Annotated in this window: 25 protein-coding genes; 11 read left to right on the top strand and 14 right to left on the bottom strand. The window is 32.6% G+C overall.

Going from position 1 to position 24,883, the window contains the following annotated elements:
• Positions 1-47: 47 nt before the first annotated feature.
• The gene (locus tag AC3IF2_RS10100) at positions 48-1,145 is read right to left on the bottom strand and encodes a fatty acid desaturase family protein (protein ID WP_489166980.1); all 1,098 of its coding nucleotides are present in this window, start codon (positions 1,143-1,145) and stop codon (positions 48-50) included.
• A gap of 115 nt (positions 1,146-1,260) precedes the next feature.
• Here AC3IF2_RS10100 and rsmG point away from each other — a divergent pair, with 115 nt between their 5' ends.
• Positions 1,261-1,890: a 16S rRNA (guanine(527)-N(7))-methyltransferase RsmG gene (gene rsmG / locus AC3IF2_RS10095; protein WP_489166979.1), complete on the top strand. Its 630-nt coding sequence runs from the start codon at positions 1,261-1,263 to the stop codon at positions 1,888-1,890.
• A 60-nt stretch (positions 1,891-1,950) separates the two neighbouring features.
• Positions 1,951-2,610 (top strand): porin family protein, encoded by a 660-nt coding sequence (locus tag AC3IF2_RS10090; protein WP_489166978.1) that lies wholly within the window; start codon positions 1,951-1,953, stop codon positions 2,608-2,610.
• On the opposite strand, the gene AC3IF2_RS10085 is transcribed toward AC3IF2_RS10090, so the two are convergent.
• The 3 genes from AC3IF2_RS10085 to AC3IF2_RS10075 all read right to left on the bottom strand — a co-directional run bounded on the left by AC3IF2_RS10085 (position 2,607) and on the right by AC3IF2_RS10075 (position 4,771).
• Entirely contained in the window at positions 2,607-3,881 is a 1,275-nt protein-coding gene (locus AC3IF2_RS10085) for an RNA polymerase sigma factor (RefSeq protein WP_489166977.1), read from the bottom strand. The genes AC3IF2_RS10090 and AC3IF2_RS10085 overlap by 4 nt on opposite strands.
• Before the next feature lie 47 nt (positions 3,882-3,928).
• Positions 3,929-4,270 (bottom strand): YciI family protein, encoded by a 342-nt coding sequence (locus AC3IF2_RS10080; RefSeq protein ID WP_489166975.1) that lies wholly within the window; start codon positions 4,268-4,270, stop codon positions 3,929-3,931.
• 72 nt (positions 4,271-4,342) lie between these two features.
• A complete protein-coding gene (locus AC3IF2_RS10075) occupies positions 4,343-4,771 on the bottom strand; it encodes an SRPBCC family protein (RefSeq protein ID WP_489166973.1) in 429 nt (142 codons plus the stop codon).
• A 315-nt stretch (positions 4,772-5,086) separates the two neighbouring features.
• Here AC3IF2_RS10075 and AC3IF2_RS10070 point away from each other — a divergent pair, with 315 nt between their 5' ends.
• Positions 5,087-6,391 (top strand): phospholipase effector Tle1 domain-containing protein, encoded by a 1,305-nt coding sequence (locus AC3IF2_RS10070; protein WP_489166971.1) that lies wholly within the window; start codon positions 5,087-5,089, stop codon positions 6,389-6,391.
• Positions 6,392-6,432: 41 nt separating this feature from the next.
• On the opposite strand, the gene AC3IF2_RS10065 is transcribed toward AC3IF2_RS10070, so the two are convergent.
• The 3 genes from AC3IF2_RS10065 to pruA form a co-directional block, all read right to left on the bottom strand.
• Positions 6,433-7,116, bottom strand: a complete 684-nt coding sequence (locus AC3IF2_RS10065) for a TIGR02117 family protein (RefSeq protein WP_489166970.1) — start codon at positions 7,114-7,116, stop codon at positions 6,433-6,435.
• 295 nt (positions 7,117-7,411) lie between these two features.
• Complete coding sequence (locus AC3IF2_RS10060; protein WP_489166968.1) at positions 7,412-8,197, bottom strand: hypothetical protein; 786 nt, start codon at positions 8,195-8,197, stop codon at positions 7,412-7,414.
• A gap of 193 nt (positions 8,198-8,390) precedes the next feature.
• Positions 8,391-10,016 carry an L-glutamate gamma-semialdehyde dehydrogenase gene (gene pruA / locus AC3IF2_RS10055; RefSeq protein ID WP_489166966.1) on the bottom strand — a complete coding sequence of 542 codons (1,626 nt, stop codon included), beginning with the start codon at positions 10,014-10,016 and terminating at the stop codon, positions 8,391-8,393.
• A gap of 70 nt (positions 10,017-10,086) precedes the next feature.
• Between pruA and AC3IF2_RS10050 the strand changes: the two genes are divergently transcribed.
• Positions 10,087-10,791, top strand: a complete 705-nt coding sequence (locus AC3IF2_RS10050) for an NRDE family protein (RefSeq protein WP_489166964.1) — start codon at positions 10,087-10,089, stop codon at positions 10,789-10,791.
• Here the strand turns inward: AC3IF2_RS10050 and AC3IF2_RS10045 are convergent.
• From AC3IF2_RS10045 to AC3IF2_RS10035, 3 genes are all read right to left on the bottom strand, one after another.
• A complete protein-coding gene (locus tag AC3IF2_RS10045; protein WP_489166962.1) occupies positions 10,788-11,936 on the bottom strand; it encodes a DUF3667 domain-containing protein in 1,149 nt (382 codons plus the stop codon). The genes AC3IF2_RS10050 and AC3IF2_RS10045 overlap by 4 nt on opposite strands.
• Positions 11,937-11,985: 49 nt before the next feature.
• Positions 11,986-12,372 (bottom strand): Co2+/Mg2+ efflux protein ApaG, encoded by a 387-nt coding sequence (gene apaG / locus AC3IF2_RS10040; protein ID WP_489166960.1) that lies wholly within the window; start codon positions 12,370-12,372, stop codon positions 11,986-11,988.
• Between the two features lie 78 nt (positions 12,373-12,450).
• Positions 12,451-13,710, bottom strand: a complete 1,260-nt coding sequence (locus tag AC3IF2_RS10035; protein WP_489166958.1) for a type IX secretion system plug protein — start codon at positions 13,708-13,710, stop codon at positions 12,451-12,453.
• A 197-nt stretch (positions 13,711-13,907) separates the two neighbouring features.
• On the opposite strand from AC3IF2_RS10035, the gene AC3IF2_RS10030 reads away from it, so the two are divergent.
• The 7 genes from AC3IF2_RS10030 to AC3IF2_RS10000 all read left to right on the top strand — a co-directional run bounded on the left by AC3IF2_RS10030 (position 13,908) and on the right by AC3IF2_RS10000 (position 20,382).
• A complete protein-coding gene (locus tag AC3IF2_RS10030) occupies positions 13,908-15,257 on the top strand; it encodes a Na(+)-translocating NADH-quinone reductase subunit A (RefSeq protein ID WP_489166956.1) in 1,350 nt (449 codons plus the stop codon).
• 6 nt (positions 15,258-15,263) lie between these two features.
• Complete coding sequence (locus AC3IF2_RS10025; protein WP_489166954.1) at positions 15,264-16,469, top strand: NADH:ubiquinone reductase (Na(+)-transporting) subunit B; 1,206 nt, start codon at positions 15,264-15,266, stop codon at positions 16,467-16,469.
• Between the two features lie 3 nt (positions 16,470-16,472).
• Positions 16,473-17,237: a Na(+)-translocating NADH-quinone reductase subunit C gene (locus AC3IF2_RS10020; protein WP_489166953.1), complete on the top strand. Its 765-nt coding sequence runs from the start codon at positions 16,473-16,475 to the stop codon at positions 17,235-17,237.
• A gap of 3 nt (positions 17,238-17,240) precedes the next feature.
• Positions 17,241-17,933: an NADH:ubiquinone reductase (Na(+)-transporting) subunit D gene (locus AC3IF2_RS10015; RefSeq protein ID WP_489166952.1), complete on the top strand. Its 693-nt coding sequence runs from the start codon at positions 17,241-17,243 to the stop codon at positions 17,931-17,933.
• Between the two features lie 3 nt (positions 17,934-17,936).
• Positions 17,937-18,665, top strand: coding sequence for an NADH:ubiquinone reductase (Na(+)-transporting) subunit E (gene nqrE, locus AC3IF2_RS10010; protein WP_489166950.1), 729 nt, complete (start codon positions 17,937-17,939; stop codon positions 18,663-18,665).
• A 1-nt stretch (position 18,666) separates the two neighbouring features.
• On the top strand, positions 18,667-19,974 hold the full coding sequence (gene nqrF, locus AC3IF2_RS10005; protein WP_489166948.1) for an NADH:ubiquinone reductase (Na(+)-transporting) subunit F: 1,308 nt from the start codon (positions 18,667-18,669) through the stop codon (positions 19,972-19,974).
• 114 nt (positions 19,975-20,088) lie between these two features.
• On the top strand, positions 20,089-20,382 hold the full coding sequence (locus tag AC3IF2_RS10000; RefSeq protein WP_489166946.1) for a GIY-YIG nuclease family protein: 294 nt from the start codon (positions 20,089-20,091) through the stop codon (positions 20,380-20,382).
• A gap of 82 nt (positions 20,383-20,464) precedes the next feature.
• Here the strand turns inward: AC3IF2_RS10000 and AC3IF2_RS09995 are convergent, their stop codons facing one another.
• From AC3IF2_RS09995 to AC3IF2_RS09980, 4 genes are all read right to left on the bottom strand, one after another.
• Positions 20,465-20,866, bottom strand: coding sequence for a cupin domain-containing protein (locus tag AC3IF2_RS09995; protein ID WP_489166945.1), 402 nt, complete (start codon positions 20,864-20,866; stop codon positions 20,465-20,467).
• Positions 20,863-21,570, bottom strand: a complete 708-nt coding sequence (locus AC3IF2_RS09990; RefSeq protein WP_489166943.1) for a DUF6090 family protein — start codon at positions 21,568-21,570, stop codon at positions 20,863-20,865. Before AC3IF2_RS09990 ends, AC3IF2_RS09995 begins: the two co-directional genes overlap by 4 nt.
• 428 nt (positions 21,571-21,998) lie before the next feature.
• The gene (locus AC3IF2_RS09985) at positions 21,999-22,460 is read right to left on the bottom strand and encodes a Na(+)-translocating NADH-quinone reductase subunit F (RefSeq protein WP_489166942.1); all 462 of its coding nucleotides are present in this window, start codon (positions 22,458-22,460) and stop codon (positions 21,999-22,001) included.
• A gap of 153 nt (positions 22,461-22,613) precedes the next feature.
• On the bottom strand, positions 22,614-24,883 hold a 2,270-nt coding region (locus AC3IF2_RS09980), incomplete at its 5' end, for a T9SS type A sorting domain-containing protein (RefSeq protein WP_489166940.1).

Here is a 24,883-nt window from a genome sequence, read left to right as displayed (position 1 = left end):
ATACAATGTTATGTTAATAACAAAAGATTAAGAAATGTGTAATTACATTAAGCTAAAGTTGGTCTTTTACCCAACTCTTTTAATTGTTGAAAATGAGAAATAATAGCAGCTCTAGTAGTTTGATACTCGTTATAAGGTAAATTAAACTCTAAAGCTGTTTTTTTAACAATTTTTGCAAGATCTTTATAATGAACATGACTTATATGAGAGAACAGATGATGCTCAATCTGTCTATTTAACCCACCTGTAAACCATCCTACAATTTTATTTTTAGGAGCAAAATTAGCAGTTGTAAATAACTGATGAATAGCCCAGGTATTTTTCATATTACCTTCTTTATCTGGCAAAGGCATTTCTGTGTTTGGCATAACATGCGCTAATTGAAAAACGACACTTAAAATTACGCCCGCAGTATAATGCATAATAAAAAAGCCTATTAACACTTGCCACCATGTATAGCCCATAACCAAAGGAAGTACGACCCACAGAGAATAGTAAACTATTTTACCGATAATCAACTTAGTCCATTGTGTAGCAGGACTTGGCATTTTACCATAAGACAATTTACGCTTTAAGTATAAATAAGTTTGCTTAAAATCGGTCGTAATAGCCCAATTTATGGTTAATAATCCGTAAAGAAAAATTGAATAGTACTGCTGATATCGATGCATCGAATGCCATTTAGCATGTCTAGAAAAACGAATTACCCTACCAGCATCAATATCTTCATCATGCCCTTGTATATTAGTATAGGTGTGGTGTAACACATTATGTTGCACTTTCCAGTTATAATCATTTCCAGCAAGTATATGAATACTACTACCCATCAATCTATTCAACCATTTTTTACTCGAAAAAGATTCATGATTAGCATCGTGCATTACATTCATACCAACTCCAGCAATACCAATACCAATAATTATCATAAATACTATTTGTATCCAAGTTGGTAGTTCTAGCGTAAGTAATAAAACAAACGGAGCAAATAACAGCGTAAACATTACAATTGTTTTTAAATACAATTTCCAGTTACCTGTTTTTTTAATTTTCTTTTCTTTAAAGTAATTGTTGATGCGTTTGTTTAAAGTTTTAAAAAACTTGGCTGAGTCTATTCGTGAGAATTTTACAGATATGTTATTTGACATGTTGAGTTGTTGTCTTTAATATGGTGCGAAATTACACCATTTTTGGTTTCTTAAATGTTTAAAGATATAAATTATTAAATTTTTAACAAGATAATGTAGTTTTGCAATCATTATTATGGAATTGATTTCTACCTATTTTACTGATCTATCTGATGAACAGCTTCACCAATTTTCTAAGTTAGAAGAGTTATATAAATATTGGAATGCTCAGATTAATGTTATTTCTCGCAAGGATATAGACGAACTCTATTTAAGACATGTTTTGCATTCTTTAGGTATAGCAAAAGTGCAAGCGTTTATGCCTGGTTCTAGAATTTTAGATGTTGGTACGGGTGGAGGCTTCCCTGGTATACCTTTGGCAATTCTATTTCCAGAAACTAAATTTTGCTTAGTTGATTCTATCGGTAAAAAAATAAAAGTGGTAAATGAAGTTGCTTCTTCTTTAGGATTAAAAAATGTAAAAGCAGGACATTTAAGAGCAGAAAAAGTAAAAGGAGAATTCAATTTTATAGTGAGTCGCGCCGTTACTAATATGAATGATTTTGTAAAGTGGACAAGGAAGAAAATTGCTAAAAAGCAAAATCATCAATTGGCAAATGGTATTCTCTACTTAAAAGGAGGCGACCTCTCAGAAGAGTTAGCTAATTTCCCAAAAGCTACACTTTACAATTTACCAGATTATTTTAAGGAAGACTTTTTTGAAACTAAAAAAGTGGTGCATTTACCACTAAAGTATAAGCCATAATTGCTATTTTTTTCTTTGACTCGAATTTGGTTTATTTGTTCTTTAAACCAAAAATCAATTATGAAAAAAATATTGCTATTAATAGTTACTATTACCTGTTTTCAATTTACTGCTGCTCAAGAAGTTACATTTGGAGTTAAAGGAGGAGCCAATTTAGCAGCATTTACTGAAAATTTTAATAGCCCATTTGATTATAAGTATAAATTAGGTTTTCAATTAGGTGGATTTGCAAGAATTGAATTAGCTGATAGACTATATCTACAACCTGAGTTACTTTATAGTTTGCAAGGAACAAAATATAATTTGAACTCAATAACCGTGGTTTTACCTCAGGACCCTGATGTCTTATTTAGAGAATTAAAAGAAGTAAAATTAAATGAATCAACATTAATTTTACCAATAATGTTTAAATACTTTCTAGGTGATAATTTTTCAATCGAAATTGGACCTCAACTTGATTATATTTTTTCTATAAGTGGAGAACAAGTTGTGTTTTTGAGAGATAGTTTTGGTGTTACAGAAGAAAAAGAAAGTGCAAGCGAATTTAATTTTGGAGCTAATCTAGGGTTCGGATATTATTTTACTAAAAACTTAGGCGTTGGAGTTCGTTATAACTATGGATTTAATCGATTAGAGAAAAATAACTTACTGCCTTATGAATCTGGAGATAAACGAAGAAATTCAATATTCAGCTTGAGTTTAGAATATCGATTTAACTAATTCTGTAAAACGGCAATTTTCCCTTCTAATAAAGTTTGTTCTTGCCTAGAATGGGTTAATGCTTTTGCATCATTAAATGAATCTATTGCTTGTCTTTTTTTACCTAGCTGCTGGTAGATTTCACCCCTAATAGCATGGAATAAATAATAACTTTCTAGCTTTTCGTTTTTAATTTTCTGTAATTCTTTTAAAGCTTGTTCAGGGCCTTTTACTTGTAGAATAATAGAACTTCTATTAAGTGCGATAATCGGATCATTGCCAAATTTCAATAAGATGTCGTAGTAACCCAATATAGCTTCCCAATTGGTATCGTTAAAAGCTTTTGCTTTACAATGCTCTCTGGCAATAGCAGCTTCTACATGATATTGGCTTAGTTTTTCTGTACTAGAAGATTTTAGTAGGTATTCATTTGCCAGTTTAATGATGTCTTGATCCCATTTCGAGCGGTCTTGTTTTGACAGAGTAATTATAGCTCCATCATTCGTAAGTCTCCCTTCAGACCTAGCAGCATGATAATGCATCAATGCCATTAATGCATAAACTTGTGAGATTTTGGTTTTTTCATTTTCAAGCATTGAATTGCAGAGAGAAATAGCTTGTCGTATCAAATCTTCACGTATAAGGTCTTTAGAATTGGTAGCATTATAACCTTCATTAAAGATCATATAAATTGTGTTTAATACAGCAACAGTTTTAGTTTCGAGTTCACTTTCAGAAGGAATAGCCGGTTTTATCTTTTCTTTTCTAAAAAATTCTTTGGCACGGTAAATCCTTTTAGAAATTGTATCCTCAGAACAGATATAAGCCTTTGCAATTTCCTTTGTACTAAATCCGCACAATGATTTTAAGATAAATGCTGATTGACCTTCTTGCGAAATTTTAGGGTGGCAACAAGCATACATCATTCCTAAAAAATCATCTTTAATATTATCTTCTTGCCAGTAGTTTTCCATAGTAGTAGACAAGGTATATTCAGATGTAAGGAGCATTCTTTCAGCATCAGAAAAATCAAAATAATTGGTATGTTTTTTCTTTCTAATAAGATCAATGGCTTTGTTTTTAGCAACTCTATACAGCCATGCTTTTGGGTTATCTGGTAATCCTTTAAACTTCCAGGTTTCTAAAGCCTTTATAAGTGCATCTTGAACAACATCTTCTGCTAGTTGATAATTTTCAGTGCCAAAAACCTTGGTTAAAACAGAAACCATCCTTCCGGATTCTTCCCTAAAAAGATGGTTTAATTCTGCATGTATTAGTTGCTCTTTATTCAAAATTCTATTTAGAGTTTACTACTCTAAATGTAACCAATATTTAAAGATTACATGGGCATTATTTCGCGTACTTCAATGGTACAATTGTGCTCAAAACCAGGGCAACCTTTGGCTAGGTCACTGGCTTCATCTAAAGAATCTGCTTTTACCATAATATAGCCACCGACAAGTTCTTTGCCTTCTGCTAATGCTCTATCAATAACTTTAGTGCCGCCATTAATCCACGATTTGGCTTCTGGTTGTAAAGGCTCACCGCCAATTAATTTTCCTTTTTCGGCAAGACCACCCATCCACTTTTGCCAATCTTGCATGTGTTCTTGCATTTCTTCTGGAGATTTTGATTCGGCAATATCATCGCCACCTCTAATAATAAACATGTAGTTTTTCATAATTTGTTAAGTTTTATAGTTTTCTGATCTTATGACGTAATTGATTAAATTATTTGGACAAACAATTAAAAATTAATTTTCTGATCTAAAAGGATTTCCTTTACCAGTTTGGCATAATTGACGTAGACTTTCTAAATATCTACCCCAACTAAAGGAACAAATAGCGTAAAAGTCATCAGCTTCTTGCCAGCCTTCATGCGAAAATCGAATACGGGTTTTATCATCGTTATCATCTAGTAAAAAAGTAAATATGTGATCTTTCCAGCCATGCTGGCTTTCAATACATTGCCAAACCACCTTTTCATTGGGTTTTATTTCTTTTACTTGCATATCTGGCCCGCCACTAGTTGCGAATCGAAATTTAATAATACCGTCTAGGTCAATAACACCAGATGTTTCTACCGTCCACCAATTCGATAAACCTTCTATGGTAGAGATAGCTTTAAAAACGTCTTCTTTTTTAGCGTCTATATGAAATAAATGCTTAATTGAATGTGTCATATTCTTTGTTTTAAGTTATACGCTTATGACGGATTCAATTTACATATTTGGACGGACTTAATTCGTTTTAAAAAAATGAGAGATTTTTATAACATAAATTTGAGTTCTTTTAACCTGTTCGAGTATCGTTAGTTGCGTTGGAACTATAGTTAATAAAACTATAATTGTCAAAAATAGTGCTGTGAAAAGCCTTGATAAAAAATTATAATTTTTAAACTTGTATTTCGATTACAGATTAAATATTTTTAAACCAATACAGAAATAATTGTAAAACTATACCATTCAGATATAGTAGTTTATTAAATAGCAGTAAATATGAAACCAGTTTATGTATGCTTGTTTGCGATAGTAGTATTAGTTAATTGCAAAGCAATCCCTCCAACTATAGAAAGATCAAATTCTTTTGCAAAAAATAGTTTACCAAAAGACCTAGTTATTTTTATTGATGGTACTTCTTATACTCCAGAAGATAATAGCAATATAAATAAATTGAAAAATGCGCTTCAACAGCGAGATGATATAGCCACATTTTATACTGTTGGTGTTGGCGCTGGTCCAGATAGTAAGACTGCAGGTCAATTACTTGGCGTTGGTATGTCAGTTGATGTGCAGAATGCCTACCGCTTTATTTGTGAAAACTATAAGAAAAATAATAATGATCGCATAAGTATGTTTGGTTTCAGTCGTGGGGCATATTCTTGTAAAGTAGTTGCTAATTTAGTTCATGTTGCTGGAGTTTTGAATTTTGAAAATATTCCGAACGAAAAATTGCAACGTAGACTAATTAGAAAGATGTATAAAGCATATTTAAGTAAAAAGACTATTGAAGAGCGCAAACAAGATGTTGATGAGGTAATTAATAAATGGCAATCTAAGCACGATGTTGTTATAAGACGAAAATCTAATGTTAATATTGAAGTTATGGGATTATTTGATACTGTAGAATCGTTAGGTGCTCCAGATAAAACATATAATCCTTGTTGCCCAAATGATAACCATTTAGAGCAATTCTGTAATGTAAATAATGTGTTTCATGCTGTATCAATAGATGATAATAGAGCACGTATATTTACACCAGTTTTAGCAACTTGCCCTTGTATTGAAACCAATTGTACACAACAAAAAGATATAAATGATTTTGTGACCGAAGTTTATTTTTCTGGAGCACATTCTGATGTTGGTGGAGGTTATAAAGTGAATGGTGTTCATGAAGATAAACTCTCCTACATTCCTTTAAAATGGATGCTAAAATCGCTTAAAAAATTCAATTTATTTACCGACAACATACTTATCACTGACGAAAATATTTACGCGAAAATTCATGATGCACAAAAAGATTATGGAATTGCTTTTTTAAGACGAAACAGGCGTTTATCCTACTTTTTAGAACAAAATAAAGATTACAATAACGGAAAACTTAAAATTCATGAATCGGTTATAAAACGTCTAGCAAACGGTTATATCCCTAAATTTAAACAACATGAAGAAAAGAAAGATCAAAAAAAGGGTATCATAAAAAAAGATTGGTTTGAAAAAGAACCTTTTGTAAAGTGTTTTGTGAAAAAAGACAGTACATTTATTTTTAAAGCACCCTGTAAAACTATTGAAATAGTTTATTAAAATGATGATTTCAGATTACAAGGTATTATAGAATATATGTGTTATTCTGTAGTTGCATATTTTGAAAATATTCCTCCATCAAATGCTGTCCAAAGTGCTGCTTTTTGACCACTCGTTTTTAAACCTTCATTTGCCCAAGAATTACACGTTCTAAAGATACTATAATGCCCTTTTGCTTCATAAAAAGCATCATTTTCACCGTAATGAGCATCGGTTTTAACATTTATAAAATGACCTTCACTATCTTTTTGAAAGCTATCAGAAATAAAATTGATTAACCTGCCATACTGTTCTTTACTAATTAAAATTTGTCTGCAAGAATCACTTACAACCATTTTATTATAATATGTTGCATGTATGGCTGTTGTATTAAAACCTGTAGCCGCTTTAATAGCAACCGAAGGTTTTAACTCTGCCCAAGTTGGTGTTTCTAAATAAAAGCCTTTATCTCCCCAACCCATTGCTAAATACTTATTGTCTGAATTTTTTGAAGATGTATTAGAATATTTTATCTCTTTAGTCCAATCAATTTGAGGATTTTTTGCAGGTACAACTATATCAGTATGGACACCATTTGTAATAATATGTATTTCTACTTCATCTTTAGCATTTTTTTCTTCATCCACAGTTATTTTTGATAAAATAAAAGCAATAGATATATATACTAAAATAAAGATGATAAATGCTAGAATAGTTTTACCTAGAATGGTTAATATTTTTTTCAATTAAATAGTTTTAAAAGTCAGAATATGAAAATTACAAATAATTATTGTAATTAAATCAATATATTATTTTCGATTTTAAAAAGTAGTTGAGAAGATGATAATAAATTATATAAATGTGAAGTGTAAATTGTATCAAGAAATACATTTCAACTTTAGTCAGGACGGGTCATGGGTTCGTTTAACGGTCTCGTATAACCGTCAGTTATGGGGGTTTATATGTTTTACTTTTCGATTAAGCACTGACGCTCGCAATTCCGAGTGGATTCGGACGTAGTCGAATCCGCCGTAATTGCGGTTATACATTGTTGGCAACTGGCTTTATTTTTAATTTATCTAATTCAGCTTTTTCGTTTTCAGCAAATATCCTGTCAATCGTTTCCCAATCTTTGTTTTCAGTCAATGTTTTTAATTCTTTCCAAGTCACTTGATTCAGGCTGTCTGAACCAAATTCAATTTCATTATCTAATATCTCGATAGCTTTATCAATTTTGTGTTGCTTCAATTCCGAGAATAGAATTAAAAAATGAGAGTTTCTAATGTCATTTCCACCACATTTTGTGTGATAAGGAAAAATATACGGTTGACTTGTTATTTTTTTAGTCGAATTATATTTCTCTAAAAAAGGAAGAGCGTTTTTTATGATTCGTACCGATAAATAGTCTGCCAAAATCAAATATTCTTTTGAAATTCTAAAATGATTCCTGATTGTTTTGTCAATTTCCTCAAGTGGCTTTGAACCAACTAAATAATATTCGTTGGTAAGTCCTTTCCAGCAGTAAGGAACTAACCCAATTCGGATTTCCATATCATCTTTCGCTCCAGACCAACTTCCACGATTATCAACGTCAATAACTTCGAGCAGGTCATTTGTCAGTCGATAGTGCTTTCGTCCTTTCTTTTTAAATCCATATTCTTTTAGGTTTGTACCGATTATTTTATTCAGCTCGTTGTAAGCAGGTTTCCATTGTTCTTTTGGTAAGCTTTTAAAAACCTTGATTTTCTCAAATTCCGATTTTTCAGATTCAGAGTTTAGACGCTGTCCTTTGGATTTTCCGAAAAGTTTGAAGTTTTTCCAGGTCATTTTTAGCTTGTTGCCAACTTTAAGCTAAGAGGAGTTTTAATTCCATTTAGCGACTGTCACTGAAACAAGTTCAGCACAAGTAAACGAAGTTCGCGTTTTTAAACGAGAAAGTCAAGTACAAAAAAACCGCATCAATTTGATACGATTTTTAAGACCCTTCGACTGCGCTCAGGGTGACATTTTCTGGTATGAATTATCCTAAGAAAGGATATCTATAATCTTCTGGTGAAACAAATGTTTCTTTAATCAATCTAGGTGATACCCAACGTAATAAGTTTTGTGCAGAACCAGCTTTGTCATTAGTACCAGATGCTCTGGCTCCACCAAATGGTTGTTGGCCAACAACTGCTCCAGTTGGCTTATCGTTTATATAGAAATTACCAGCACAATTTTCTAATGCTTTAGTAGCTTCTACAACTGCATATCTATCGGTAGAGAATACAGCTCCTGTTAAAGCATATTCCGATGTACCATCAACTAACTCAAGTGTTTTTGCCCAGTCTTTATCTTTATACACATATACTGTAACTACTGGCCCAAATAACTCGGTACACATCGTAGTATATTTAGGGTCTTTAGCTAAAATAACCGTTGGTTCTATAAAATATCCTTTAGATTTATCGTAACTACCACCAGCAATAATATCGGCATCATCATCTGCCTTTGCACCGTCTATATATTTTGCTAGTTTATCAAATGAGCCTTCATGAATAACAGCAGTAATAAAATTGCTCAAATCTTCAGGAGATCCCATTTTGAACGACTTTACATCTTCTCTTACAAAAGCCAATACTTCGTCTGCAATAGACTCTGGTAAATATACCCTTGAAGCTGCAGAACATTTTTGCCCTTGAAATTCAAAAGCACCTCTAGAAATACCCGTTGCTACTTGTTTTGGGTTGGCAGAAGGGTGCGCAATGATAAAATCTTTACCGCCAGTTTCACCAACAATTCTTGGATAGGTTTTATAGTTGTGAATGTTTTCACCAATTTGTTTCCAAATCTCTTTAAAGACAAATGTAGATCCTGTAAAATGTAGTCCTGAAAAGTCTGGAGAAGCCAACATTGTTTCTGTAATCATCACTGGGTCACCATAAATAACATTGATAACACCATCTGGTACACCAGCTTCTTTAAATACATCTACAATTACTTTTGCGGAAAAGATCTGACTGTCTGATGGTTTCCAAACTACTACATTACCCATCATAGCTGCTGAAGCAGGTAAATTACCAGCAATAGCAGTAAAGTTAAATGGCGTAATAGCATACACAAAACCTTCTAATGGTCTATACTCAACACGATTCCAAATACCTTCTGCTGAATCTGGTTGTTCAGCATAGATCTGAGTCATAAATTCTACATTAAAACGTAGAAAATCGATAAACTCAGCGACTGCATCTATTTCAGCTTGATGCACTGTTTTAGACTGTGCAATCATTGTTGCCGCATTGATTTTTGCTCGGTATGGGCCAGCTAATAAATCGGCAGCGCGTAAAAAGATAGCAGCGCGTTGTTCCCATGGCATTTGCGACCATTCTTTTCTAGCCTCTAAAGCTGTTGAAATAGCTTGCTCAGCATGCTTTTTTTCTGCTAAATGATATTGACCAACCACTTGTTGATGATCATGTGGAGGTGTCATATTACGAGTGTTTCCTGTTCTAATTTCCTCTCCATTTATATACATCGGTACATCTACAGATCCGTTAAAATATGCTTTGTATTGCTTTAAAACAGCATCTCTTTCGGGTGAACCAGGAGTATAACCTTTTACAGGCTCATTTACTGCTACTGGTACTTGAAAAAATCCTTTACCCATTATTGTATGTTTTTAAGTGTTAATCGACTAAATTTGAAGCGCAAAGTTAAGAAAATTGAAGCGATAAATAATGTGTACTGTAAGTTATCTTCCTCTAGGAAATTCTGATTTTATTTTAACATCTAGCAGGGATGTTCCGTATGCTCGTGAAAGAGCTAAACATCCTAAAAAATATACTGAAGATGGAGTTGATTTATGGTATCCTAAAGACGGTAAAGCTGGCGGTACTTGGATAGGAGTAAGCTCTAAGAATAGATTAATCTGTTTATTAAATGGCGGGTTTGAGTATCATACATCTTTGAGTTATTATAAAAGGAGTAGGGGCCTCATTGTAAAAGAGTTATTGAAGGTAGATAATATCCGTAGAGGTCTAGAGGATGCAAATTTAGAAGGCGTTGAACAATTTACCTTAACAATTGTAGATTGGAACAATACTTTAGAATTGATTGAGTTTGTTTGGGATGGCGAAAAAAAGCATGTAAAAACACTGCCTCAAAAACCTGCCATATGGTCTTCGTCTACATTATATGATAATGGTATTAAACAGCTAAGGAAGAATTGGTTTACCGAATGGCAAAAGGATAATAAGTTTGTTAAAGAATCAATTTTAGAATTTCATCATAATGCCGGTATTGGCGACCCAAGAATTGATGTACTAATGGATAGAAAGCTAGGTGGAACAGTGAGTATTACGTGCATTCAAAAAACTGAAAATAAAATAAAGGTTAATTATGAAGATATATTAACCAAAAAAACTTCAGAACTAACTATTTAGTAAAAGATAAAAGATAGCATAATCAATATTGCTAATCCGAAAGTGGAAACCATTAAAAAAGAAATATTTGCTATAAAATATTTTATAATGGTTTTTATCCAACCTTGTTTATAGAAAAATTTCATAGCTAATAGCAGATATATAGAAAATAATGTCATAAAAATAAAAATAAAAGTCATATCATTATTTTTTACAAAAAAGCTTAATAGAGCAAAAAGTAACATTAAAAGAAAGAATACAGATTGCGTATAAAACACAAAGACTAAATGCTCCATATATGTATACTTTCTTCGCATATAGATAAACTTTAAAAATAAAGCAAAGACTGGTAAAAACAGAAAAATAGCAATCGAAAGTTTTGAAAAAACAGTTTGATTAAATTCATCTAGATTACCATTAAACATATCGTGAGTTTTCTGAGCTTTATCGTAGTGAAACCGGTTCCAAAAGCTATTTTTATAACCCAAACTATCTAATGCTTGAGTTCTTGTGTGATCTTTGTTTTCACCATAAAAATCATAGAAAGCAGTTACTTTTTTAATAAAAGGGCTTTGATTCTTAGCTTGATTTTTTAAAGAATCGATATTTGTATTATACTTACTTAAACTATCTATATCTATACTATTAGCTTGTAATGTAGAGTCTAAATCTATAGGTATATTTTCTTGAGCTTTTTTTAAAGCAGCTTTAGTAATTGAATCTTTATTTTGGATGTTCAACGAATCTTTTTGGTTATCATTAAAAGTTATAATGTTAGGTTTAAATTTTTCAGAATCCCCTTTTAACTCACTTATTTTACCTAATAAGCCATATACTAAAAAGAACAGTAATGATATTGTAAAGTAAGTTCTAAATGGGTTTACGAGGTTTTTTCTTTTGCCAGTAATATAATCATAAGACACTTTACCGGGCTTTAAAAGTAATGGCACAGAAGTATTCCATACTTTAGAATCGTAAGTAAAAATATTGCCAAAAAATTCATCAAAAACAAGTTTGAAACTAAGCTGATTTACATTGTTTCGTTGACCGCACTCAGGGCAATAGTTTTCTTCTCCGTTAAGAGTAACTTCACAATTTAGACAAGAGTTACCTCTTTGGCGTGCAGGTAATTTTTCTTTTTTTTTCTTTTTAAACAATGATAACATCGCCTAAAAATAGTGCTATTTTTAGAATTTAGAAGCTATTAAAAATGAATTAATTTAAAACGGCTGGTACGTTTAATTGAAATGAAGGAATGTTTACTTTAAAATTTTTTGTAGTTGTAAAGTTGATCATGTTATAATAACCTCTCATAGAGCCTAAAGGAGAAACCAAATTACAGTAAGAGTTGTATGTATGGCTTGTTTTTGGTTTTAAAATAGGTTTTTTACCTATAACACCCTCACCCTCTACAACTTCTCTCACTTTAAGAGAATCGAATATGTCCCAGTGACGGCTTATTAATTGTACAGAATCGTTACTCTGGTTTTCGATAGTAACACTATAACTAAATGTAAAATACATTCTGTAATTTTGATAGGTAGTACCCTCAAAATTTGTCTCTACAGATATTTTAATTCCGTTTGTTACTTGTTGAACCATAGTTAAATACTGAAATACAAAGGTATGAAACAAATTATAATTTGCTTACAATTAGCTATTAGATGTAATTTTTAAAATTTAGTTGCGTAAGTTTTCTGAATTTGCCGACCCTAAGCCTATTACTTGTTGGTAGCGACTTCCTAAAGGTTTGTAATAGACTAGAACAGAATAATTGTTTTCGGTTTGATAAAATGACCCCTCTATAGCGTGATTATTAACCTCTTTTTTTTCGGTTGCAGTTACATATTGATAATTGTAAAAACCTTGTTTTAACAATAACTTACCATGATACAATTTTGTTTGCCCATCGTAGCTCATTTTGTTTTCTTCTGTTAACTGCCAGTCATTAAAGTCACCATAAATATAAATAGAACTATTTTCAATGTTTTCAAATGATTCTAATGAAAAATGAACCCACGAATAATCGCCTTCAAGATTAATATCATCAGTGTCTACAGTTCTTAAGACAAAGTTTCCATTAATATCTGGGTATAGAGTATATGGCATATTTAAACGTTCTTCATCAGTATAGAGATAGGTGTTGAATTGATCTTTTAATTCGCTACGCGCTATATTATTTGTGGCGCCTCGAATTTGTTTGGTATCAAAAAATAAAAATTCATTACCTGCCCAAAAATTGACATTTGCTCCATATTTGTATAATAGTTGATTACCTCTAACAAACTGAGGTTTTATGTCTTTAATGGCTGAATTCCAATCATTATTCTGATAAACAACCACTTTGAGTTCTAGGCTAGGATTGTTGATTAGTAAATCAGGATGATTGATAGAAAACTGAATATTCTGCTTACTATTAATTGTAGCAATATCTCTACTTCTATGTACACTTACACCAACATTTACTTTTGGTTCATACACAATAAATGGTCGGGTAAAGACAACTTCATCTTCTTCATCTAAAACAGTTATTAGATAATTACCACTTATTTTTAAACGAATATTGTCGTTCGGTATCCTCAATTGATAATGGGTATATCCTTGTATCGTATTAAAAGAGTTATCGAAATTTCTGATCCAATCAGATGTAAATCCGTCAAGATATTCTGTTGAGTTTAGATTTGATTTTTCCCAATTGTAATCGTAATGCTCTATTTTATAAGAATATTGTTGTTGATCGGCCAAAAGATCATCAAATTCTAAAACAAGTGAGTTTCCTAATTTGATAATTGGCGAATAATCATTTGTTAGTGTAGAACGAAGTATGATTGATTTAATATTTTCTGGAGGATTTACAATAACATTAGATTGTGCCCACAAAAAACTTCCTGTTAAAGAAATTAATATTAAGAAGAACGATACTATTCTTTTATGTTGCATTTATTAATTTTAAAGCTTTAAATCAAAAGCCATACCGATTTTAGAAAACAAAAATAACGAAACGGAATTAGTATTTAGAGCTAGCTTATTTAGAATAAATATAAATAATGTTTTAAACCAGCTAAATGCTTAAAAAACACAGACAAAATTTTTAAATTTGCACCTCTTTTAAAGACAATAAATTTCAATTTATAAATATGTCAACAGACATTCGTATTAAAAAGGGCTTAGATATTAAGCTTGTTGGCGAGGCTGAAAAGACAACTACCGAACTTCCTTTAAGTAGTGTGTATGCTGTAAAGCCAGACGATTTTCATAAAATAACTCCAAAACTCTTAGTAAAAGTTGGTAATGAAGTAAAAGCTGGCGAAGCTTTGTTTCATTCTAAAGCTAACGATCAACTATTATTTTCATCACCGGTTAGCGGTGAAGTTGTAGAGATAGTTCGTGGCGCTAAACGAAAAGTTTTAGAGATTAAAATTTTAGCAGATAAAACACAGCAATTTCAAGATTTTGGTAAGAAAGATACAGCCAATATGAGTGGTGATGAAGTGAAAGCTCATTTACTTGCTGCTGGCTGCTGGCCATTTATCAAGCAACGTCCATATGACGTGGTTGCTAACCCTGATAAAGCTCCAAAAGCAATCTTTATTTCTGGTTATGCTAGTGCTCCATTAGCAGCAGATCTAGATTATGTATTAGCTGGTAAAGACGCTGAGCTAAAAGCTGCAGTTGCTGCTTTGGTAAAACTAACCGAAGGTAAAGTACATGTGAGTGTTGGTAAGAATGCTAGCAATCCATTAACAGATCTTTCGGGTATTAGTTTGCATAAGGTTTCAGGTCCACATCCAAGCGGAAACGTTAGTACTCAAATTGCAAAGATTGATCCAATTAATAAAGGAGAAACTGTTTGGGTTGTAAATCCGCAAGATTTAATAATAATTGGTGAATTATTATTAACTGGTAAATTCAATGCAAAGCGTTTAGTTGCTTTAACAGGATCTAAAATTATAAGACCGCAATATGTAGAAGCAGTTGTTGGTGCTAAAATTGAAGATTTAGTTACTAATAATTTAGACGAACAAAACGAACGTATAATTAGCGGTAACGTATTATCTGGTACTCAAGTAACTAAAGAAGGATTCTTAGGATACTATGATAATCAGATTACGGCAATACCAGAAGGTGATGATTATGAGTTCTTTGGTTGGAACAAACCAATTTTCAATAAGATTTCTAACTCTAGAGCGTTGACTTTTTCGTGGTTAAATCCTAAGAAAAAGTATGATCTAAACACCAATACAAATGGTGAGCACAGAGCTTTTGTACTTACTGGTTCTTACGAAGAAGTATTTCCGCTAGACATCTATCCGATGCAAATCTTAAAAGCATGTTTGTATAAAGATTTAGACGAGATGGAAGCATTGGGTATGTACGAGGTTGCACCAGAAGATTTTGCATTAACAGAATTTATTTGTGTGTCTAAACAACCACATCAACATATAATTAGAGAAGGTTTAGATTTAATGCTAGAAGAAATAGGTTAACACGTTATGGGATTAAAACAAAACTTACATAAGTTAAAAGAAAAGTACAAAGGCACTAAAATGGCACCTGCATTTAATGCAATCCATACGTTTTTGTATTTACCAAATGAGACTACACATGGTGGTACTCATATAAAAGCTGCAGATGATCTAAAACGTACTATGAATATTGTAATCATGGCATTAGTGCCATGTCTTATTTTTGGTATGTTCAATGCAGGTTATCAACATTATTTGGCGGCTGGTGAGATAGAAAGAGCGACTAGTTTCTTTAGTGGTGAATTCTGGAACATGAACAATTTTCTAATTGGTTTAACTAAAATTTTACCATTAGTACTAGTTTCTTACGGTGTTGGTTTAGCGGTTGAATTTGTATTTGCCGTTATTAAAGGACACGAAGTAGAAGAAGGATACTTGGTTACTGGTATGTTAGTACCATTAATTGTTCCTGTTGATATTCCATTATGGATGTTAGCGGTAGCAGTTATTTTTGGTGTAGTAATCGGTAAAGAAGTATTTGGTGGAACTGGGATGAATATTTTGAATCCTGCCTTAACAATAAGAGCATTCTTATTCTTTGCGTATCCAACTTGGATGAGTGGTGATAAAGTTTGGGTACATGATGCGGTAAATAGAGTAGGGCAGCCAGATGCAATTTCAGGTGAAACTATGCTCGGTAGTTTAGCACAAAACATTACACCAAGTTATAATACTTGGGAATCTTTTATGGGCTTTATACCAGGTTCAGTTGGTGAAACCTCAACCTTATTAATCCTATTAGGAGGTCTGTTTTTAATCTTTACAAAAATAGGAAGTTGGAGAATTATGCTAAGTGCCGTACTAGGTGCCTTACTAATGGGCTTCATATTTAATCAAGTTGTAGATGCTGGTTGGATAACTAGCGGAAGTAAATTCTACGGGTTAATGTCAGTAGATTTTTGGCAACACTTATTAATAGGCGGTTTAGCTTTTGGTATAGTTTATATGGCTACCGATCCAGTAACGGCATCACAAACCAATAGAGGTAAATGGATCTACGGATTCTTAATCGGTTTTATTTCAGTAATGATCCGTGTATTTAATCCTGCATATCCAGAAGGTGTAATGTTAGCAATTTTATTAATGAATGTATTTGCACCAACAATTGACCATTATGTGGTTCAAGGAAATGTAAAGAGAAGACTAAAACGTTTAAAAGCAAAAACAGCATAAGTTATGGCTAAGAAAACAGATGGTAATTTATACACAGTTTTATTTGCAATTGCAATGGTAGTAGTTGTAGGTTCATTGCTGGCATTTACAGCATCGTACTTAAAGCCTACAATTACTCAGAATATGAAAACCGAAAAGCAGCAAAATATTTTATTTGCTATGGGTGTAAATGAGGCTACAGTTTCAGGTGACGAATCTGACGCTAATAGTTTTGTCTCAGCTGATAAAGCTTCTGCTGAGTTTGGAAAATATATCACGAAGCAATATTATATAGAAGGTACAACAGCTACAGAAGATGATCAAGCTTATTTAATTGATATCAAAAAGGAAGCTGATAAAGCTAAAAATGGTACTTACACAAGAAAGCTACCTTTATTTGTAGGTGAAAAAGATGGTAAGAAATTCTACATCGTACCAATACGTGGTGTTGGGCTTTGGGATGCTATTTGGGCTTATGTAGCACTGAATGAAGATCTAGAAACTGTAAAAGGAGCTTATTTCGATCATAAAGGTGAGACACCAGGTTTAGGTGCTAATATCACTGAAGGATATTTTAGAGATGACTTTCAAGGAGAATCATTATTTTCAAATGGTGAATTCAAAGGAATTACTGTAGCAAAAGGAAATAATGATCCTGTAAATAACGATAAAACAGATAATGAGGTTGATGCTATTGCTGGAGCTACTATTACAGGTGATGGTGTAACCGCAATGATCAAAAAAGATTTAGCAATGTACTTACCTTATTTCAATACTTTAAAAAAATAACAAATGGCAGAAGTAGCAGAGCAAGAAAAAGTAGTAAAGGCTCCTAGTGAACCTTTGTTTTCTAAGAAAAACAGAAAATTAATTACTGATCCACTAACAGATAATAACCCAATTACAATTCAGGTATTAGGTATTTGTTCAGCGTTGGCAATTACTGCACAATTAAAGGCGTCTATTGTAATGACCTTGGCAGTATTTTTTGTACTAGGTGTTGGTAATGTGGTGATTTCGCTTATGCGGAATATCATTCCTTCTAAAATTAGAATCATCGTTCAATTGATTGTTGTTGCTTCACTAGTAATTATCGTTGATCAGGTATTAAAAGCATATTCATATGCTTTGAGTAAAGAGTTGGCAGTATTTATTGGCCTAATTATTACTAATTGTATTATTATGGGTCGCTTCGAGGCGTTTGCTTTAGGTAATGGCCCATGGAAATCATTCCTTGATGGAATTGGAAATGCAGCTGGTTATGGAGTAATATTAATCATTGTAGGATTTTTTAGAGAATTACTAGGGTCAGGAACTTTATTAGGATTCCCAGTATTGGGTGATCCAATTGCAAAAACAGGCTTATATGCTTTAGGGTATGAGAATAACGGATTTATGTTATTATCACCTATGGCATTGATTATAGTAGGAATATTAATTTGGGTGCAGCGTACTAAAAATCCTGCATTAGTAGAAGATCACTAAGATATGGAGCATATAGAAATATTTTTTAAATCGGTTTTTATACAGAATATGGTGTTCGCTACATTCTTAGGAATGTGTTCTTACCTTGCTGTATCTAAAAAAGTATCAACAGCAGTAGGTTTAGGTGCTGCAGTAATCTTTGTATTAGCAGTAACTGTACCTTTAAACTGGTTGTTAGATCAATACATATTACAACCTGGCGCTTTGGCTAAAACGATGGGCCCGGAATATGCAGATTACGATTTGAGTTTTTTATCGTTTATCATGTTTATCGCAACCATTGCAACCATGGTACAATTGGTAGAGATTATTGTAGAAAAATTTGCTCCGGCCTTGTATAATTCACTAGGTATTTTTTTACCATTAATTGCGGTGAACTGTGCCATTTTAGGAGGTTCATTGTTTATGCAAGCACGTGAGATTCCTACATTAGGTTTGGCATTAAATTATGGAGTTAGTTCAGGTATTGGTTGGTTCTTAGCCATCCTTGCAATTGCAGCTATTCGTGAAAAGATTCGTTATTCGGCAGTTCCTGCTCCGTTAAGAGGGTTAGGTATTACATTTATCATTACCGGATTAATGGGTATTGGTTTCTTAAGTTTTGGTGGTATGTTAACTGGTGATGAAGGAAATGGTAAAGAGAAAATTGAAGAGGTGAGTAAGGTTGAGGATGAAGATAAGGAGAAATTGAAAGAAGAAATTGAAAATAATACAACAGCATTAAATCAATAATATGTTTTTAGCAGTTAGTACAACAGGAGTAATTCTAGCCACAGTAGTTGCATTTATGGCAATTACATTGTTATTGGTTGGTCTATTATTATTTGTTAAACAAAAATTAGCACCTTCTGGACCGGTAAAAATCACTATTAATGGTGAGAAAGAAATCGAAGTTCCATCAGGAGACTCTCTATTAACGACATTAGGTGGACAAAAAATATTTTTACCATCTGCTTGTGGTGGCGGAGGTACATGCATACAGTGTGAATGCCATGTATTAGAAGGTGGAGGTGAAGCGCTACCAACAGAAACACCACACTTTACACGTAAAGAATTAAAAGCAGGTGCTCGTTTGTCCTGTCAGGTAAAGGTGAAGCAAGACATGAATATTACTATACCAGAAGAGGTATTTGGTATTAAAAAGTGGGAAGCTACTGTTGTTCGTAATTATAACGTAGCATCGTTTATTAAGGAATTTGTTGTTGAAATTCCTGAAGATATGGGTTATAAAGCAGGTGGATATATTCAAATTGAAATCCCAAACTGTACGATTAATTATAAAGATATTGATATTACAGCGCATCCTGAAGAGCATGAAACACCAGATAAGTTTCAAGCAGAGTGGGATAAATTTGGTCTATGGCCATTGGTAATGAAAAATACTGAGACAGTAGAGCGTGCCTATTCTATGGCTTCGTATCCTGCAGAAGGGCGTGAGATTATGTTGAACGTTCGTATTGCTACACCACCATGGGATCGTAATAAAAATGGATGGATGGATGTAAACCCAGGTATAGCATCATCATATATATTTGCACAAAAACCAGGAGATAAAGTAACGATTTCTGGCCCTTACGGCGAATTCTTTATTAATGAATCTGATGCAGAAATGCTATATGTAGGTGGTGGAGCTGGTATGGCACCAATGCGTTCGCATTTATATCATTTATTCAGAACATTAAAGACTGGTAGAAAAGTAACCTATTGGTATGGTGGTCGTTCTAAACGAGAATTATTCTATTTAGACCATTTCTATAAATTAGAAAAAGACTTCCCTAATTTTAAATTCTATTTAGCATTATCTGAACCATTAGAAGAAGATAACTGGAAAGTAAAAGATGGTATTGATGGCGAAGGTGATGGTTTTGTAGGCTTTATTCACAATTGTGTTATAGATAATTACTTAAATCATCATGAGTCACCAGAAGATATAGAATTGTATTTCTGCGGACCGCCATTAATGAACAAAGCTGTTCAAAAAATGGGTGAAGATTTTGGTATACCAGACGAAAGTATTCGCTTCGATGACTTTGGAGGATAGGTCGCATTGCGACTTTAAGTATAAAAAGCCGAGCAATTTGCTCGGCTTTTCTTTTTTGTCACTTCGAGTGAAATTCTATAAGAATTTTGTATCGAGAAGTGTTAACTTTATGATATGCAAGTTTACTATGTTTATATTCTTGAATGCTCAGACAAAACCTATTATACAGGCATTACTTCCGGCTTAGAAAAACGAATACAAGAGCATGAATCAGGAAAACATTTTAATAGTTATACTTATAATAGAAGACCAATTGAGTTAGTTTTTTATGCTGAATTCACAAATATTGAAGAAGCCATTGATATGGAAAAGCAAGTCAAAAAATGGTCTAGAGTTAAAAAGGAAGCTCTTATTAATAATGAGTTAGAAAAGCTTCCAAATCTAGCTAAAAAGAATTTTGACTCTTAAGAGTTCTCGATACTTCGTTCCGATTATTACCAGAACTCAACTCGAACTGACAACAGATATAGTGATCGGGATTTATTGGTTTTTATTTATACTCCATAATTAGAAATACAGCCGTAGCTTTTCCAATATTTAAAACCTCGTGAGAAGTGACTTCATTATTACTAAAGCTATAACCAGTTGGTACGTCAACTTCTCGTGTACCTGTTGTATCTGTAATTTTAAATTTTCCACCAGCAAGTGTATACCCAAAGTGCGGATTATGATAATGTTTTTCATGCCCTACGCCTGGCTTAAATGTACACTTCAGCACTCTTAATTCTTTATTATCTTCTAACACTTCGCAAACGGCTTTGCCTTTCCAACCTGCTTTTAATGGGTCTGGTAATGTTTGCTTTTCTTTACAACTGAATAGTAACAATAGTATCACCACATAAGTTGTAAAATATACTTGTTTGCTATTAATATGTTTAAAGAATTTAATCATTCTAATAAATCATTAATTTTTTTGTGAAGGCGTTCTGCCATTTCAATATAAAATTTAATTTGATTTTTGAAATAATCTTTTCGCCCATAATCTTGTTTCAACATATTTCTTACTCTAGGAGATTTTAATAGCTTTATGATTTCTTCTTTTCTTTTTGCTTCACTACTAATAATTGCATTAAGAGAGTGTTCTAGTTCAAACTCATAAGAATCCTGTTCAAAACGCCAAAAACGATCTTCAAAATCAACTTGATCGTTATGCCATTCTTTTATTTTTTCAAATTGAGGCCATTGATATCCATAGAAATCTTGTAAGTATATAAATATAGAATCGTATTTTCCATAAGATGTAATTTGAGAATTTTCAAAGCGTTTCAATAATGAAGGATTGTGAGCTGTAAGTATATATCTTGTATCTACTAATTTTTCTAAAGAATTTAAAGAAATCGTATCTAAACGATTGTTTGTAAGAAGGTTGTTCTTTAATTTCATTTCTTCTTCTATTATTTTTAATTCTAGTTTAAATTCTTTGATGTCCAATTTTAACCCTTGTTTAAACTCTACTAAAAATTGCTTGAGCTTCGTTTCTTGGTTTTGCTTTTCATTCCAATTATTAATCTGTAGTGCTATCAAAATACCAATTACCACAAGCAGTATTTCTCCAATGGCGTACAATAAGTATTTAGAAAATTTATTTTCAGACACAAGAGATTGTCTGATTCTTCTAAAGAATTTGAGCATAGGGGTTAGGTTGAGTTGTTTAATAAATATGTAACATTTAATTAAAAAAGTTACAAATCATTAATTGTCATAAAGTTACAAATTTTTTATGTGAGCAGAAATTATTGTAGTATTCTGGCCGTAAAATTGGCATATAAATTGTATAAAGCTATTTATATATACTCTGTTTAGAGAAATATTTTGACGTTCAGAACGTTAGTTATGAAAAAGGGAGACATTATGAATTGCTATAGATGTAATTTTACATTAGAAAGAGTACGTCGTAAAAAATACCAGCGTATGCTATTGCCAAATAGTAAAAGGTATGTTTGTTATAGCTGTAACAAGACGCACTTAAAACTCGGTTTACTTGATAGTTTTTCGAATTTATTTAAATTTAATTTTAAATAAATTTACTGATAGATTACTTCAAATTTATAGACCGGATTTTCATTTTCATACTCAAAGATCTTTGAGTAGTTCATCACATTTGCTATATTATCTAAATCGCATAAGAATGCAACTACAGCAGATAATCCGTTAAACAACACTTCTTTATTTTTATTTTTTGGAGGATTCGGATTGTAATGACATAATGGAACTTTATACCCGCAAGCTTCTAAAAATACTTTTTCTATTTGTAATAATTCAAGTGGAGTATAACCATTAAAAGTTCTGCCTAGTTGTTGGTGTATTCTACCAACATAACTTAATTGAACCGAACCATGAGTATCAGACAGATGTTTCCAGCTATCATGATTATCTAAAATATTCCCCACAGCACAAGCCGAACAACATTCAGGATTTAACTCATCATTATGAAAAGCATTATATAATTTAATTAGTGCTTGTTCTAATCTTTTTGGAATATTCATAATAGCCAATCTTTTGTTTAAAAATATAACAATTATTTACTTGTTAATATTGTTTCACATTAAACAATTAACAGATTTATTAAAAAACCGACGCTTAAGCGCCGGTTTTTAAGATTGGTCATATAAATATTAGATTGAACCTGTGTTAAGTAGTTATAATTTAAATAATACTTTTTTAACAATAACCTCTCTATCCGTTACTATTTTAAGCAAGAATGGAGTTTCTGATATTTGTACAATATTAGGTACATTGTATCTAATAGAATTACTGCCAGACTTTATTGTTTGATCTTTAAATGTTTTAATTAATCTACCATTCATATCAAAAATTTGCACCTTAACATTTGTGTCATAATCAATAGTGAAACCTAAATTTAATACTTCCACAATTGGTAGCGGGTATGCACTAACAGATGTTTTCGTTCTTCTTGGTTTAGAATTACCATCAGTAATGGTTGAAGAGCTAGCTATATGAGCATAAGGTGCAGAGGTCCCTGATTCACCTTCTTGTAACAATTCACAAGTCACAGCATGTATGGCAACATAAATTGGCTGACCTATACAATCACTATCAATAGGGTATGTATAAGTAATGACACCAGTGTCTGTAACATTATCCAATGCAATACTCATTGGGAATTGGCCAGGAGCAGTTGTATAAGTTTCCTTTTTCCCTCTTCGTTTAACAGGTAGTGGGTCACAACCAGCATACAGGTGTAATTCACTTAAATAATGATTACTTTCGGTTACAATTTGTATGGTTACGTTTGTGCCATCATAGGTCACAGTTACATCACCTACATCATCACCATTACTATCGCTAGGGTTATCTGTACAGATACCTGGAGCTCCTTCTAGTAAGTCGAAAGTAGTTGTTCCTATATTAATTAGATTGGTAAAGCCCCATTGTGGATTTTTAGGAACCTTATTAGGATCTAAAGCATCAAAACAAGTCGAATTATTTGAGTTGTAAGCCCATGACGTGCCACAATCTTCACTTACTGTATATGAACAACTGCTAGAGCAGCCACCACTTGTTATAGTAACTGAATAAGTATTAGGGTCTGAAACTGTAATAGTTTGTGTTGTCTCACCAGTAGACCATAGATAAGAATCTCCAGATGAAGCAGTAAGATCAAAAGAAGAGATATTATCTGTTACAGTTATCGAACAATTTATTGTATTAGTTATTGTTACTGTAAAACTATCTTCAGCTTCACAGTTTGGACCTATGCCAACCTGAACATAAACATAAATTGTTTGTGTAGTTGTAATCTCATCTCCTGCATTTAAAAGATTACCTTGTCCACCAGATTCGGTATAATAATTACCATTAGTTAATTCTGGCAATATATAACTATCACATCTTGTTACATCTTCGGGAGCTTCTACAGTAGGTTTTACAGTATCCTGACCAATAAGAACTGCGTCCATTGCTGTACACCCATTAGCATCTGTCACTGTTAATGTGTAAGTACCAGGTTCATTAATTGTCGGAGTTGCAGTATTGGCACCACTTACAATATTACCATCATCGGTAGCCCAAGCATACGATAATGGATTTTGCCCTGTTCCTGAACCACTTAACATTAATTCAGTTATTGAGCACGTTAATTCATCATCGATACCAGCATTTGCTATAACGGAGTTTGGTTCAGTAATTTCAAAACTTGTAGTTATCGTACAATTAAGAGCATCTGTTACTGTTACACTATAAGTACCGGCGGCTAGCCCAGAGATATCTTCAGTAGTAGCACCATTACTCCATAAATAAGAATATGCAGGTGTGCCACCAACTACTGTAAGGTCTATTGACCCTGAAGCTTCTCCGTTACAAGCAGCACCAGTAATAGTTGTAGCTAGAAGGTCTATTTCTACTTCAGTTGGTTCGGTTATAGTAAAGCTTGCAGATTTTTCACAATTATTAGCATCTTTTACTAAAACACTGTATGTTCCTGCTGCTAATCCAGAAATATCTTCAGTAGTTTCATTATTACTCCATAAGAAACTATAGCCAGGAGTACCTCCAGATACAACTAAATCAATGGTACCACTAGGTTCACCATTACACGACACATTGGTTGTTTTAGTATTTATTAAGTCAATTAATAGATTAGCGGGTTCTGTTATTGTAAAACTTCCATTAACTGTACATCCACTAGCATCTTTAACAACTACTGTATAGGTGCCTTGACTTAAATTATTTAAGTCTTCATCGTCATCAAAATCACCTGTGCCATCGTTATCCCAATCGTATTCAAACGGTGCTATGCCACCTATAACAAATAAGTCAATAGCTCCTGTATTTTCGCCGTTACATGCTACATTAATAGTTTTAGTGTTTAAGGCATCTATTTCAAAATTACCAGGTGCTATTACTGTATAGCTAGATTGAGCTGAACATCCATTAGCATCTGTTACAG

It is taken from the genome of Maritimimonas rapanae (genome assembly GCF_057837205.1).
Note: the sequence above shows the minus strand (reverse complement) of the source record. Positions and strands in the feature narration are given on the sequence as shown.

Excerpts from the sequence above, each read along its gene's own strand:
- nqrE (WP_489166950.1), top strand. The coding sequence starts at position 17,937 with ATGGAGCATATAGAAATATTTTTTAAATCGGTTTTTATACAGAATATG.
- AC3IF2_RS10030 (WP_489166956.1), top strand. The coding sequence starts at position 13,908 with ATGTCAACAGACATTCGTATTAAAAAGGGCTTAGATATTAAGCTTGTT.
- AC3IF2_RS10070 (WP_489166971.1), top strand. The coding sequence starts at position 5,087 with ATGAAACCAGTTTATGTATGCTTGTTTGCGATAGTAGTATTAGTTAAT.
- AC3IF2_RS10050 (WP_489166964.1), top strand. The coding sequence starts at position 10,087 with ATGTGTACTGTAAGTTATCTTCCTCTAGGAAATTCTGATTTTATTTTA.
- AC3IF2_RS10015 (WP_489166952.1), top strand. The coding sequence starts at position 17,241 with ATGGCAGAAGTAGCAGAGCAAGAAAAAGTAGTAAAGGCTCCTAGTGAA.
- AC3IF2_RS10090 (WP_489166978.1), top strand. The coding sequence starts at position 1,951 with ATGAAAAAAATATTGCTATTAATAGTTACTATTACCTGTTTTCAATTT.
- AC3IF2_RS09985 (WP_489166942.1), bottom strand. The coding sequence starts at position 22,460 with ATGAATATTCCAAAAAGATTAGAACAAGCACTAATTAAATTATATAAT.
- AC3IF2_RS10075 (WP_489166973.1), bottom strand. The coding sequence starts at position 4,771 with ATGACACATTCAATTAAGCATTTATTTCATATAGACGCTAAAAAAGAA.
- AC3IF2_RS09995 (WP_489166945.1), bottom strand. The coding sequence starts at position 20,866 with ATGATTAAATTCTTTAAACATATTAATAGCAAACAAGTATATTTTACA.
- nqrF (WP_489166948.1), top strand. The coding sequence starts at position 18,667 with ATGTTTTTAGCAGTTAGTACAACAGGAGTAATTCTAGCCACAGTAGTT.
- AC3IF2_RS10100 (WP_489166980.1), bottom strand. The coding sequence starts at position 1,145 with ATGTCAAATAACATATCTGTAAAATTCTCACGAATAGACTCAGCCAAG.
- apaG (WP_489166960.1), bottom strand. The coding sequence starts at position 12,372 with ATGGTTCAACAAGTAACAAACGGAATTAAAATATCTGTAGAGACAAAT.
- AC3IF2_RS10045 (WP_489166962.1), bottom strand. The coding sequence starts at position 11,936 with ATGTTATCATTGTTTAAAAAGAAAAAAAAAGAAAAATTACCTGCACGC.
- AC3IF2_RS10025 (WP_489166954.1), top strand. The coding sequence starts at position 15,264 with ATGGGATTAAAACAAAACTTACATAAGTTAAAAGAAAAGTACAAAGGC.
- AC3IF2_RS10000 (WP_489166946.1), top strand. The coding sequence starts at position 20,089 with ATGCAAGTTTACTATGTTTATATTCTTGAATGCTCAGACAAAACCTAT.
- pruA (WP_489166966.1), bottom strand. The coding sequence starts at position 10,016 with ATGGGTAAAGGATTTTTTCAAGTACCAGTAGCAGTAAATGAGCCTGTA.
- AC3IF2_RS10080 (WP_489166975.1), bottom strand. The coding sequence starts at position 4,270 with ATGAAAAACTACATGTTTATTATTAGAGGTGGCGATGATATTGCCGAA.
- AC3IF2_RS10060 (WP_489166968.1), bottom strand. The coding sequence starts at position 8,197 with ATGACCTGGAAAAACTTCAAACTTTTCGGAAAATCCAAAGGACAGCGT.
- rsmG (WP_489166979.1), top strand. The coding sequence starts at position 1,261 with ATGGAATTGATTTCTACCTATTTTACTGATCTATCTGATGAACAGCTT.
- AC3IF2_RS10035 (WP_489166958.1), bottom strand. The coding sequence starts at position 13,710 with ATGCAACATAAAAGAATAGTATCGTTCTTCTTAATATTAATTTCTTTA.
- AC3IF2_RS10020 (WP_489166953.1), top strand. The coding sequence starts at position 16,473 with ATGGCTAAGAAAACAGATGGTAATTTATACACAGTTTTATTTGCAATT.